General features: G+C 38.0%; 7 protein-coding genes. 6 read left to right on the plus strand and 1 reads right to left on the minus strand.

Annotated features, from left to right (window positions below):
- Positions 1-48: 48 nt before the first annotated feature.
- Positions 49-1,419, minus strand: coding sequence for a sigma-54-dependent transcriptional regulator (locus AC07YT_RS07000; protein ID WP_086545375.1), 1,371 nt, complete (start codon positions 1,417-1,419; stop codon positions 49-51).
- Positions 1,420-1,809: 390 nt separating this feature from the next.
- Between AC07YT_RS07000 and AC07YT_RS07005 the strand changes: the two genes are divergently transcribed.
- The 6 genes from AC07YT_RS07005 (at position 1,810) to AC07YT_RS07030 (ending at position 13,900) form a co-directional block, all read left to right on the plus strand.
- Complete coding sequence (locus AC07YT_RS07005; protein WP_086549259.1) at positions 1,810-3,054, plus strand: efflux RND transporter periplasmic adaptor subunit; 1,245 nt, start codon at positions 1,810-1,812, stop codon at positions 3,052-3,054.
- 122 nt (positions 3,055-3,176) lie between these two features.
- The gene (locus AC07YT_RS07010; protein ID WP_086545376.1) at positions 3,177-3,875 is read left to right on the plus strand and encodes an ABC transporter ATP-binding protein; all 699 of its coding nucleotides are present in this window, start codon (positions 3,177-3,179) and stop codon (positions 3,873-3,875) included.
- A gap of 217 nt (positions 3,876-4,092) precedes the next feature.
- A complete protein-coding gene (locus tag AC07YT_RS07015; protein WP_086545377.1) occupies positions 4,093-6,462 on the plus strand; it encodes an ABC transporter permease in 2,370 nt (789 codons plus the stop codon).
- A gap of 77 nt (positions 6,463-6,539) precedes the next feature.
- On the plus strand, positions 6,540-8,915 hold the full coding sequence (locus AC07YT_RS07020) for an ABC transporter permease (protein ID WP_086545378.1): 2,376 nt from the start codon (positions 6,540-6,542) through the stop codon (positions 8,913-8,915).
- A gap of 89 nt (positions 8,916-9,004) precedes the next feature.
- Complete coding sequence (locus AC07YT_RS07025; RefSeq protein WP_086545379.1) at positions 9,005-11,404, plus strand: ABC transporter permease; 2,400 nt, start codon at positions 9,005-9,007, stop codon at positions 11,402-11,404.
- 75 nt (positions 11,405-11,479) lie between these two features.
- Entirely contained in the window at positions 11,480-13,900 is a 2,421-nt protein-coding gene (locus AC07YT_RS07030) for an ABC transporter permease (protein WP_086545380.1), read from the plus strand.
- Positions 13,901-13,970 lie beyond the last annotated feature (70 nt).

A 13,970-nucleotide genomic window follows, 5' to 3' on the forward strand; every position in this document is an offset into this window, starting at 1 on the left:
TGTTCGGCGATTAACCTTACGCCTTAAACCTTACACCATACACCTCTTTTAAATTCCAAATTTCTCAATTCTCCTGTACAGTGCAGCACGGGTTAAGCCAAGTTCTGCTGCGGCTTTTGATATATTTCCTTTGTGTTTATCAATTGCTTTTTGCACCATCATTTTTTCCATATCCTCCAGTGCCATCTCGTCTGGTATGGTGTTGTTTTGTGCGTAGCGCTGCGGACTCAACTGCAAATCTTCTTCTGCAATATCTGCACCATCGCTCATAATAACGGCTCTTTCTAAAACGTGTTGTAACTCGCGGACATTGCCCGGCCATTTATATTGTAAAAGTGCTTGCTGGGCTTTATTGCTCAGCTTACGGATGTCTTTGTGATACTTAGCGCTAAAAACCTGCATAAAATGATTGGCTAAAAGTAAAATATCTGTTCCACGTTTACGCAAAGCTGGTAATAAAAGTTCAACTGTGTTAATGCGGAAAAGTAAATCCTGCCTGAAGGTATTTTTAGCTACCATTTCATTCAAAGGCATATTGGTGGCCGTTATTAAGCGAACATTTACCTTACGTTCTTTGCTTTCTCCTAAACGGGTTACCGTCCGGTTTTGCAAAACGCTTAACAGTTTAGCCTGAAGCGGTAATGTTAAATTTCCAATCTCGTCTAAAAATATCGTTCCGCCATCGGCCAGCTCAAAGCGGCCGGGTTTATCTTCTTTGGCATCGGTAAAAGCACCTTTCGCATAGCCGAATAACTCACTTTCAAATAAATTTTCATTTAAAGAACCCAAATCCACATGCATAAAAACCTGGTTTTTCCTTTGCGAGTTACCATGGATTTCATAAGCGAAAACTTGTTTCCCCGTTCCGTTTTCACCCAGAATAAGCACATTAGCGTCCGTAGGGGCCACTTTTAAAAGCGTATTTTGCAATTGTTTTATTTCATCTGCCTGCCCCACAATGTTCTCGAAACCCCGGGTAAGGTCTTTTTGGAGCGATGAATGTATTTTTTCTAGTTTCTTTACCTTTTTGGTCGACTCGCGAAGTTTAGATGCCGATGAAATAGTGGCAAACAGCTTTTCATTTTCCCAGGGTTTTAGAATAAAATCGGTAGCTCCTTTTTTAATCGCCTTTACGGCCAGTTCAACATTCCCAAAAGCAGTCATTAGTATGACTACATAATCTTTATCAATCGATAAAATATGTTCCAGCCAATAAAGGCCTTCTCTACCATCACTGGCACCTTTTTGGTAGTTCATATCCAGCAGGATGATATCAATTTCATTTTTGCTCAATAAAACATTGATCTCTTTAGGCGATTTACATGTAATTACTTGCTTTACCTGCTGCTTTAAAAACAAACGGGCACTAAGCAGGATATCGTCGTCATCATCGATAATTAAAACTGTGGCGTCAAGCATAACCTCTACCTATTAAAAGTTCGTATATATTTATTCTTTTTTGCTGTCCCTCTACAGCTTCGAATTGGCACCATGAAATAACTTATTCTTATAATCATCCATATCTGATAGATTAACTTAACCTATTAAAGATAATGTTTTATGCTTTTTATGTTACAACATAGAGGGGCAAACCTGTTTTCTCCTCCCTGCCCCCTCTCCTCCAGGAGAGGGGATAAAGGGCTGAGGCAAAAGTAATAAAACTGTCCGCTCCCGCACATCAACTGTCCGATAATGAACATGTAAAAAATAAATCTACTATTAATCTATTGATTATTAATGTTTTAAATGTGTTTGGTTCTTTTGGCACAAGCTTGGTTATTAGTGAAACCAAACAGTACAACCGAACACATGGATAAGAAAATAGAGAAAAAAAGATTTAGCACTAAAAGCCTTTTAATTATAGGTGGAGCAATTGCTTTTGTAGCGGTTGTAATTTATGGCTATACTTTGTCCCTCAAAAAAGTTTACAGTGCAGATGCCGATAAATTAACCATCAGTAAAGTTGAATATGGCGATTTTGAAGATGTCGTGTTATTAAATGCCAGTGTAGTTCCTTTAACTTCGGTAATTGTAAGTTCATCGGAAGGTGGAACAGTTGCCGAAATTTTTACCGAGAACGGTGCTTCTGTAGTAAAAGGTACACCTTTATTACGTATAGCGAATTCAAATGCCATGTTGGGTTATACCTCGCAGCAAACAGCCGCCACCGAGCAAATCAATCAACTGCGTAAATCGAGGTTAGACTTAGAGCAAAATCAAAGGATCCTGAATCAGGATGTATTAGATGTAGAGAATAATTTACGTACAGCAACCCGTCAATTTAGATTAGATAGCTCGCTTTTCGCCAAAAAGGTAATTACGCTGCAAGAATTTAACAAGTCGAACCAGGATTATGAATATTACCAGGGTAAATTGAAAATTGTACGTCAGGCCATTAAACAGGAAAATCAAAGCCGTAAGATGCAACTTGCTCAAATCGATCAGTCGATGGGACAAATGAATGAAAGTTTGGAGATGATCCGTAAGAACATCGAAAATATGACGATCAAAGCCCCTGTATCTGGTAAATTATCGTCTTACGATCCGGTAATTGGTAAATCATACAATTCTAACGAAATGATTGGAAAGATTGACGTGTTGCAAGGTTATAAACTTCAGGCAGGTGTGGATGAATATTATATCAATCGGGTAAAAGAAGGACAAACTGCTAACTGCGAGTTTAATGGTAAAACTTATAACTTAACTGTGAGTAAAGTAATACCTGAGGTTACAGCAGGTCAGTTTCAGGTAGAAATGGTTTTTAAAGGAGCAGCACCCGAAGGTTTGCGTCGCGGATTATCGTTGCAAACAAAATTAACCTTGTCTGACAACAGCAAATCGCTGCTTCTGGCTCAGGGACAGTTTTTCCAGAGTACAGGTGGCTCCTGGGTATTTGTGGTAGCCAATGGAAAAGCAACGAAGAAAAATGTAAAAATTGGAAGAAAAAATTACCTGTACTACGAAATACTGGATGGTTTGCAAAAAGGTGATGAAGTAATTACCTCGTCTTACGATCAGTTTAACCAGTACGACCAGGTGGAGATTAATAAGTAGAGCGGTAAGCGTTTGGCGTTAGGTGTTTCGCGCCAATTTAACTGATTAAGCAAATAGACAATTAATATAATCAGGCTTTGATACCTGATAAAATACATGATACTAGAATAATACTTGATACGATGATTAAAATAGAAAATCTGGAAAAAGTTTACAAGACAGAAGAAGTAGAAACGACGGCACTTAATGGCATTAACCTCCATGTTGCGGCAGGAGAATTTGTTTCAATCATGGGACCTTCGGGTTGCGGAAAATCTACTTTGTTAAATGTAATGGGTTTATTAGATAAGCCTGAAAATGGAAGCTACAAATTTATCGATACGGAGCTTTTAACGCTTAACGATAGGGAACGTTCAAATTTCCGAAAAAGAAATATGGGATTCGTTTTCCAGAATTTCAATCTGATTGATGAATTAACGGTTTTCGAAAACATCGAACTACCATTAATTTATAACAAGATCCCTGCCGGAGAACGCAAAAAACTGGTCAATGAAATCATCGAAAGGATGAATATTGTAAACCGTAGCGGTCATTTTCCTCAACAATTATCAGGCGGACAGCAGCAACGTGTAGCAGTAGCCAGGGCTTTGGTTACCAAACCTAAACTGGTTCTGGCTGATGAGCCTACCGGAAACCTGGATAGTTCGCATGGTAACGAAGTAATGGAGCTCCTTTGCGAATTAAATGAAACCGGAACAACTATCGTAATGGTTACGCACTCCAGTCACGATGCCAGTTTTTCAAACCGGATCATCAACCTGAAAGATGGTCATGTGATATCGGAGAAGATTAACAAAAGCCGGAATGAAGAACTTATTTAAGGTTAAAGGCTGAAGGTTTTAAGGTAGAGGGTTGAGTGATATTAACCTTTAGTCCTCCGCCCTTCTCGCTTCAACCTCTAAAAAGATTTTAGTTTAGTTAATAATAGCCGCCCAATAATCTTCCCGGATGGGAAGATTGGGGAGGCAAAGAGTAAAGATCACCAGGTAGGCATTTTGAACGCCATACGCCAAACACCTATCGCCAAACAATAAAAATATGTTCAGATTAAACTTAAAAATAGCTTTGCGAAACCTCTGGAAAAACAAAGGTTTCTCCCTGATTAATATCGGTGGATTAGCCATTGGTTTGGCCAGCTGTATGATTTTGTTATTATATGTTGCTTACGAGTGGAGCTACGATAAACAATTTTCCAATCATGATAAAACTTATGTAGTTTATCAAAATATGAAGGCTAGTGGTAAAACTTTTAGCTGGGCATGGACACCAAATGTGATGGCTAAAGAAGTTCAGGAAAAAATCCCTGGAGTTAAATATGCCGCTCACACCACTTATCCAAGGAAACAACTCATTACCGTTGCAGATCATAAGATAAATAGCAATGCCGTATTTGCCGATCAGAATTTTATTAAAATATTGGATTATAAATTTCTTGAAGGTAATTCGGCCACCGTTTTAAAAGATGTAAATACCATTATTCTAACCAGGTCTTTTGCGAAAAAATTATTCGGAAATGAAGATCCTATTAATAAAACAGTAAAGCTCGAAAACGAAGAAGTATTAAAAGTAGAAGCCGTAATAGAAGATGCTCCTGCAAATAGCAGCTTAATTTTTGAATGTATTATGCCCTGGGCGTTGTTCGAAAAACGGGAAACCTGGGCTAAGGAAGACAATTGGGGGAATAACATGTGTTTAACACTCGTTCAGTTAAAGGACAATAACTTTTTCACAACTGCAAATGATCTGATGTATGGTATTTACAAACGCAATCAAAAAGATAATTCGGCAGTAGCTTTATTGCATCCTTTGTCTAAATGGCATCTTTATGATGATTTTGTAAATGGTAAATCGGTAGGTGGAAAAATAGATCAGCTCAAAATATTTTTATTGCTGGCCTTTTGCATCTTATTAATTGCCTGCGTAAATTTTATGAATTTATCTACTGCACGATCAGAACGTAGGGCAAAAGAAGTTGGCGTTCGTAAAGCAATTGGATCAACACGCAAATCGTTAATTAGTCAGTTTTTTTTAGAATCCCTGCTCATCACATTTATCGCCACCGTTTTAGCTTTTATCTTAATTGAGGTTAGTTTACCATATTTTAATAATTTGTTGGATATTAAATTAACAATCGATTATCATAATGGCCCATTTTGGTTAACGCTTATGGGGCTAATGGTTTTAACCGGATTTGTGGCAGGTAGTTATCCGGCACTTTATTTATCTTCTTTCGAGCCGATTAAAGTGTTAAAAGGTTTCACCCTTAAAACAGATTCATCCGCTTCGGTGAGGAAAGTATTGGTGGTTGGCCAATTCGTTTTTGCTGCTGGTTTAATTATTTGTACCGCAGTAATTTATCAGCAACTTAACTATGTTAAAAACAAACCTATTGGTTATGATCAATCCAATTTAATTCAAATAGCAGTAGTAGGCAAAATGAACGATGCTGCCAAGCTAGAATTGCTTAAAACACAACTTATAGCCGCTGGTGCAACCACTCATGTTACTTCTTTTAGCACAGATTTTACTGAAGGTGGGGATAATACAACCGGTGTAGAATGGGAAGGTAAAAATCCGAATGAGAAAATTTCTTTTAATCATAGAGCAATAGGATATGATTTTGTTGAAACCATTGGAACCAAGCTAGTAAGTGGTAGAGAGTTTTCTGCGAAATTTCCAAATGATACAACCAGCATATTGTTAAATGAAGCGGCAGTGAGAATGATGGGATTAAAAAATCCGGTCGGTAAGCAGATTACTTTCTGGGGTAAAAAACTAAATATAGTTGGTATTGTACAAGACTTTGTTGTAGAAAGTGTTTACCAAAGAGTATCCCCAATGATTTTTAGGTCAAATGGAAGGGATGATGCGAGGGTTATCATTGCGCGGTTAAACCCAAATCAAAACATCAGTTCATCATTGGCTAAAATTGACGATTTAGTAAAACAAATGGAACCTAATTATCCGGTTAACCGCAAATTTGTGAACGAATCATTTGAAGTAAAATTTAAAAATGAAAAACTTTTAGGTACGCTTTCAAACTGGTTTGGTGGTTTCGCCATTTTCATTTCTTGTTTAGGATTATTAGGCCTGGCGCTTTTTATGGCAGAACAACGCAAAAAGGAAATCAGTATCCGTAAGGTTTTGGGTGCCAGCACGGGCAATATCCTCGTGTTGCTGAATAAAGATTTTATAAAACTGGTGGCCATTGCCAATCTTATAGCGTTTCCCTTAGCCTATATCATTATAAATAAATGGCTTTCGGCTTTCGAGTACCGCGTCTCTATATCTGCATTACCTTTTATTGTAGCAATTGCTTTGTCGGTAATCATTGCCATACTAACCGTTAGTGCCCAGTCGGTTAAAGTGGCAAAAGCCAATCCTATTGATGCGTTAAAATATGAATAAGGTATAAGGTTAAAAGGTTGAGGGCGTAAGGTTAAAACGCCCAGACCTTATACCCTATACCTCAAACCTTACACCTTATGTTCAGATTAAACTTAAAAATCGCTTTACGTAACCTTTGGAGAAATAAAACCATAACCGCTATTAACGTAGGTGGTTTGGCTATCGCTTTAGCTGCTTTTATTTTGGTTACGATGTATTTTACCTATGAAACAGGTTTTGACAGGGAAAACCCTCATTATAACGAAATTTACGTCGTAGGCAGGCAGTTGCCTGATTTTAAGACCAATAATACTCCGCCACCGTTGGGGAAAGCCATTAAGGCAGAAATGCCAGAAGTACTTGCAGTTGGTACCATGAAATTAAGTTACTTTGAGTTTCCTGTTACCAGCAATAATGGCGTGGTTTTTTTAAGTAAATGCCTCTATCTCGATTATGCTGCTGCAAAAATGTTTAATTTGAAACCCAGTAACGGTTTAACCCAGCCAGAAAGTACCACCGAAAATCTGTTTTACCTCAGTAACGAAAATTATAAAACGCTTTTCCCTCGTAATAAAAACGGTCAGCCTGAAATGGTTTGGATTGGGAGTAAATCTGCTAATATAACAGGTAAACTGAGCGGAAGTATTTTTGCCAATCCGCAATCTAATATTTCTTTCGATGCCATTTCATTGATGAAAGAAGTTGGGACAGGCGAAAACTATGGGTATAACAACTATACTACCTATATCCAGGTAAAACCAGGAACAGATGTTCAGGCGCTGGAAGCCAAAATAAATGCACTTTACAAAAAGGAAATGCTCAAAGACGGAGCTGATCCAAACAATGAATCTTTTAAAAAGACCAAAACCTTTCTTGATCCTTTAAAAAACCAGCACCTTAGACCAAAAGCAGGTAGCGATGCCAACTATAAAGTGCTAATGGCTTTATCGGTTTTAGGTATTTTAATATTAGTAATTGCCTGTATCAATTTTACCAATCTGAGTATAGCACAGGCGACCAAACGGGCAAAAGAAGTAGGTGTTAAAAAAGTAATGGGCGCTTACCGCTTTCAGCTTGCCTTTCAGTTTTTATCAGAAATACTGATCCAGTGTTTCGTAGCCACCATTTTAGGTTTGATCATAGCAGAAATCATCCTGCCAAAATTTAATAACCTGTTTACCATAAATTTAACTATTTGGACATCCCATAATGCCTTGTTTTGGCAGCTGCCACTTATCTTAATTTTTATTACACTAATCGCGGGTATTTATCCTGCCATGGTCTTATCAGGATTTAAGCCTGCCCTGGTTTTAAAAGGTAATTTTCAAACCAGCAAACAGAGCTATTGGTTGCGTAACAGCCTGTTGGTGGTTCAGTTTAGTGTAGCCGTAATTTTTGTTATTGGTTTGCTCATCATTAATTCTCAACTGAAATACATGCGTACACAGGATGTTGGTTTCAAGCCTGAGCAAGTCGTTTACATTAAAAACCTGGCTTATTTCGTTGCGCCAAGTAAATTTGAGCCGATACGAAATCGAATTTCTAAAATTCCGGGCGTAAAGTCTGTTACCGTTGCCAATGCCTTGCCTGATGGCTCCGACAGTGGGAAAAATAAATATACGGTTGATGGGAAAGAACAAAGTTTAAGTTTTACTGATGTAGATTTTGATTATTTCGAAACCTTAGATATCAAGATTAAAGAAGGCAGAACATTCTCCCGGGAATTTAAAACCGATACTGCAAACGCTGCTATACTGAATGAGGCCGCAGTAGCCAAGTATGGACTAACCAACCCGCTGGGTAAAACCATAAAAGGTTGCCAGAATAAAGAATATAAAATTGTAGGCGTGATAAAAGATTTTAAAGCGCTGGGATTTGAGAAAGCAGTAGAGCCAACCATTTATGCAATAAATGATCCTTGTGGAAATCCGAAGACTGAAATTATGATTAAGATCGCCGAGCACAATATGGCTGATGTGCTGAGCACCCTAAAATCGCAATGGCCGGCGATTAACAAACTGGATGGAGATAATTTCCGCTATCAGTTTCTGGATGAAATGTATGGCAAACTCTTTAAAAAACAAGAACAATTACAATCTGTATTTTTTGCTGCGGCTATACTCACCATTTTTATTGCAATACTAGGCTTGTTTGCTTTTGCAAAGTACATTACGACAGGTAGGATTAAAGAAATTGCAGTAAGGAAAATTCTTGGCGCAAGTCATTTACAGATTTTTAAACTCATCAATAGTTCATTTTTTGTAATGGTTCTAATCGCTAATATTATTTCCTGGCCACTGGCATACATATTAACTAAAAAGTGGCTCGAAACCTTTGCATATCGAATAGATCTGCCACTTTTTCCTTTTTTAATCAGTGCTGCATTAACCATTTTATTAACCATTATCACCGTAAGTATCCAGGCGAATAGCGCAGTTAAAGCAAACCCTGTTGATGCCCTTAAATATGAATAACGGCGTAAGGTTTAAGGTATAAGGCGTAAGGCGTAAGGTTAACGCCCAGCCCCTAAACCCTAAATCCTACACCCTAAACCCTACACCTTATGTTTAAACTCAATTTAAAAATCGCCTGGCGAAATCTCTGGAAAAACAAGGGTTATACCTTGATTAACATTCTTGGCCTATCAATAGGTATGGCGAGTTGTATCCTCATTTTTATTTTTATCCGTTACCAGTTAAGTTTTGACGAAAACTTTAAAAATGAGGGGCGCATATATCGCGTCATAAGTGGCTGGACTACCCCTGATAATTTTTTCGAATCTCCAGGTACGCCCAGACCTCTTCCGGCAGCTATGCGCAATGATTTTAAACAACAATTTGATAAAGTTGCTGCAATTCAGGCAGGTGGAGGGATCATTAAAGTGAAAGATGAATCGGGAAAAGAAAGAATTAAAACTTCTGAAAGTGTGCATTATGCTGAGCCCGATTTTTTTGAGATTTTAAGCTTTAAATGGCTCGAAGGGAATCCACGCCAGTCGCTGAGCCAGCCTAATACTGTTGTTTTATCAGATGATATGGCCGATAAACTTTTTGGAGATTGGCATAAGGCAGTAGGGCAAAGTATTAATTTTCGAAATAAAGAAAACCTTAAAGTTACTGGCATTATAGCCAAAACCCCCGATAATAGCTCTTTTCCGCTGAAGGTAGTCATCTCTTATAAAACATATCTGAATCAGGCAAGACCAGAGTCTACCAATTGGGGTACAGTTTCTTCTAATTCCGAATGTTACGTTTTATTAAAGGAAGGTGTTTCTATTGATGATGCAAGTAAAAACCTCCCTCAGTTTATCACTAAATATTATCAAAAAGATGCTGTTTCGAAAGAAGGGCATCGTTTTCAGCCACTGAGAGATATTCATTACAATGCAGACCTGGGCAATTTTGCAAATAAAGTAATGCCAAAGAAAGAACTTTATGGCCTGGCCATAATTGGTGCTTTTTTGTTGTTAACTGCATGTATCAATTTCATAAACCTTGCTACTGCACAGGCGGTAAGCAGAGGGAAAGAAGTTGGTGTACGTAAAGTGATGGGCAGTTTGCGCAGGCAGTTAATTGTACAGTTTCTAACCGAAACATTAACAATAACAGTCATATCGTTATTGGTAGGATGTGTTTTAACAGAAGCGGCCTTGCCCGGGATGCAAAGCCTCTTTAAGGACCATATTTCATTTAGTATAATCGAACACCCGATCATATTGATATTTATGGTGGCTTTGGTGTTAGTCGTAAGCTTTTTAGCCGGTTTTTATCCTGCAATGGTGATGTCTGGTTATAGTCCCGCATTAGCCATTAAAAATAAAATCACAGCAAACGCTGCAGGTTTAAGTTTGCGGAAAGTTCTCGTGGTGGTACAATTTGCCATCACCATTATACTCATTATAGGCACTTTGGTTGTATTAAGGCAAATGAGTTATATGCGGGAGAAACCTCTTGGTTTTATCCCTACAGCAGTAGCCCTAATTGATGTCCCTTTTGATAGCATCGCCATTACCCGGTACCATACTTTGCAAGATCGGATCAGTAAAATTCCAGGTGTAATATCAAGCAGTTATTGCAGTGCAGCACCATCTTCCGATTTTAATAATGAAAGTAATTTCAGGTATAATGGAACAGTACAATCAACTTTTCAGGCCAATACCAAAACCGGTGACGAAAATTATTTTAAAACATTTGGTTTAGAAATTATTGCCGGGAAAGGTTTATCTAAAAGTGATACACTCAAAGAATTCGTAGTCAACGAAACCATATTAAAAAAACTCAATGTGGTTAACTACAATGATGCGATTGGTAAACCCATTCGGGTTCATGGTAAAATAGGCAATATTATCGGTGTGGTTAAAGATTTTAACAACATGAGCCTGCATGAGCCCATTTCTCCGATTTTGATCAGTAGCGATAAGGAATCGTATAACACGATAGCGGTAAAGCTCGATAGTAAACTTATTTTACCTGCCATGAAGGCCATAGAAAATACCTGGAACAATGTACTGCCTGAGTATGTATACGGCGCTACTTTTATGGATGATAAAATAAGTGAATATTATCAAACGGAAAAAATAATGGGCGCCCTGTTTAAAGTGTTTGTGGGGGTAATTATCTTTATTTCCTTTATTGGTTTATTTGGTTTAATATCATTTGTTGCGGCACAACGCACTAAAGAAGTGGCCATTAGAAAAGTTCTAGGCGCTTCGACCATCGAATTGGTTAGGATGCTTAATGGATCGTTCCTTTTAATGGTTTTTATTGCCAACCTGGTGGCATGGCCGCTTGCGTACCTGTTTATTTCGAAATGGTTATCCGGTTTTGCCTATCGGATCGACATCAGCATCTGGCCTTTTGCGCTCGCCATGCTGATTTCGATGGCAATTACTTTGGTTACCGTCAGTATCCGCTCTTATAAAGCAGCAGCTGCAAATACGATTGATGCACTTAAATATGAATAAACTGGCGTTTAGCCATTGGCGCTTAGCGTAGATTTATCGCTAATGCCAACCGCTCTCCGCTAAACCTTACACCTTATGTTCCAGCTCAACTTAAAAATCGCATTGCGAAACTTACTTAGAAACAAAGTTTATGCAGCCATAAATATTGGTGGTTTGGCTATTGGCTTAACCGCTTTTGTATTGATGCTCTTATATATCAATCACGAAGAAAGTTATGATACCTGGTCGCCTGATCTGCAGAACGTTTATCAGATCAGAGAGAAACATGATTTTTTTACGCCCGATAATCAGGATCATTGGCAGGAAATCAGCAATTCGCGTGTTGCAGCCTTAATTAAAGAAAAGGCACCACAATTTAGTGCCATCACAAAGGTCGATTCTGAGTGGGGAAACGGGTTTTCAGTCAAGTTAGCCCATGCTGATCCAATTATTGTAAAATCAATTAAAGATGCCGACTCTGCATTTTTTGATGTTTTTCCTTATAAATTTATTCAGGGAAATAGAGAAAACGCCCTGAAAGAACCGAATACGGTAGTTTTAAAGCAAAGTTTGGCCATTAAACTTTATGGTACGGACCGTGTTTTAGGGAAAGAGTTTAAATTGGTGAGGTGGCGGGATGACAAGGGCACAGCCTTGAAAATTACCGGAGTGGTTGCTGATGTTAATACCCCTGAAAGTGTAACTTTTAATGGAATAAGTCATACAGGAGATCAGGATCATGATCCCGATCAGCCGGGTAGTTCGCATTATAACCAGGTGTATGCAAAATCGGCTAACAGAATAGATACGCTTACTGCAAATAGTACTTTGCAAAAGGTATATTTAGACTTTAAGAAAAAATCATTTGCCGAGCAAAAAATCAATTTTGAAGATGTTTACAAAAACGGGAAAAAACCGGGACTTAAAGCTATTGCATTAAAAGATGTTCATGCGAATCCTCCATTTGCTATTGATTGGTTAAGCAAGTTGAAGCCTGTAATCGGGATTTCTATTTTTTTGCTGTTGGTATCTATTATCAATTTTGTGAATCTGGCCACAGCACAATCGGTTCAAAGAGCTAAAGAGGTTGGTGTAAGAAAAGTATTAGGTTCATATAAAAAACAGTTGATATCTCAATTCTTAATCGAATCTGCACTACAAAGCATGATCTCATTATTTTTAAGCATTATTTTAATAGAGGTTTTGTTACCGACATTTAATCATCAGTTTAATGTTGAATTAAGTTTTTGGCACAATGATCATTTGCTTGGTTTAAGCATGCAGCTTTTAGGGCTTTTTGCTTTGGTAACACTTTTGGCAGGCTTTTATCCCGCATGGATATTATCTAATTATGATCCCGTTGCAGTTCTTAAAGGCAATTACGGGAGTAGTTTTAAGGGGCTCGCCCTGCGTAATGTGCTTGTTGTCTTTCAGTTTGTCATTTCTGTAACTTTTATTATCGCGATAGGGGTAATGCAGATGCAAACCAGATACATTAGCCAGAAAGATTTAGGTTTTGACCGCGATAAATTGATTAACCTTCAAACAGGTTACGACCAAAATTTTGCGGAGAAGATTAAACGTATTCCAGGTGTCCAATACGTATCTACCACAACCCAGGTAATGGGAAATGCCTTTAATAATAAAAGCGAAATCATTTATAAAGGCAACAACATTAATCTTAATGGAGTAACGGTTACAATGGATGCCTTACAAACCCTGGGGGTTAAGTTAATTTCGGGGCGATTATTTTCTAAAGAATATAAGCAAGATACCATTAACTCAGTTATACTTAACGAAGCTGCAGCAAATTTACTAGGTAAAAACATGGTTGGCCAAACTTATGCAAAAGTAGATTATGAAGGTAAGATGATTACTTTTCAGGTGGTCGGCGTGATCAAAAATTACCACAATGAGGGTTTTGACAAAACGGTATTGCCAACGGTTTACAAAGTAACCAGCTTAGGCGGAACATCCAATACAAACAATATGTTGGTACGTTTCGATACGAAAAACTATAAAGGAATTATCGATAATATCGCGGCGGAGTGGAAAAAAAGCTATCCAGATTTTTCTTTTCGCTACCAATCGATGGATGAAGCTTTTTCGAACATCCTGGAAGAAAATAACCGCTTTATGCAAATGATTATCCTGTTTAGTGCAGTTTCTGTTTCACTGTCCTTACTAGGTTTGTTCGCCCTATCCACATTCATTGCCAAACGCCGTACTAAGGAAATTGCGGTAAGAAAAATTTTGGGCGCATCTAATATTCAGATTGTAAATCTTTTAAATAAATCGTTTTTAATTTTGGTTACTGTAGCCAATTTAATCAGCTGGCCGATAGCCTATATTTTAATTAAAAAATGGCTCGATGGTTTTGCCTATAGAATTGATATGCCGGTTTATCCATTTTTGATGGCCACCATGGTTTCAGTAGTGATCTCGGCATTAACCGTTAGTATTCAGGCGAGAAAAGCAGCCAATGGCAACCCGGTACATGCACTTAAATATGAATAAACTGGCGTGTAGCGTTTGGCGCTTAGTGTAGATTTATCGCTAACCCCCAACCGCTATACGCCAAACCCTA

The organism is Pedobacter sp. GW460-11-11-14-TSB4, assembly GCF_059423705.1.

Excerpts from the sequence above, each read along its gene's own strand:
- AC07YT_RS07000 (WP_086545375.1), bottom strand. The coding sequence starts at position 1,419 with ATGCTTGACGCCACAGTTTTAATTATCGATGATGACGACGATATCCTG.
- AC07YT_RS07005 (WP_086549259.1), top strand. The coding sequence starts at position 1,810 with ATGGATAAGAAAATAGAGAAAAAAAGATTTAGCACTAAAAGCCTTTTA.
- AC07YT_RS07010 (WP_086545376.1), top strand. The coding sequence starts at position 3,177 with ATGATTAAAATAGAAAATCTGGAAAAAGTTTACAAGACAGAAGAAGTA.
- AC07YT_RS07015 (WP_086545377.1), top strand. The coding sequence starts at position 4,093 with ATGTTCAGATTAAACTTAAAAATAGCTTTGCGAAACCTCTGGAAAAAC.
- AC07YT_RS07020 (WP_086545378.1), top strand. The coding sequence starts at position 6,540 with ATGTTCAGATTAAACTTAAAAATCGCTTTACGTAACCTTTGGAGAAAT.
- AC07YT_RS07025 (WP_086545379.1), top strand. The coding sequence starts at position 9,005 with ATGTTTAAACTCAATTTAAAAATCGCCTGGCGAAATCTCTGGAAAAAC.
- AC07YT_RS07030 (WP_086545380.1), top strand. The coding sequence starts at position 11,480 with ATGTTCCAGCTCAACTTAAAAATCGCATTGCGAAACTTACTTAGAAAC.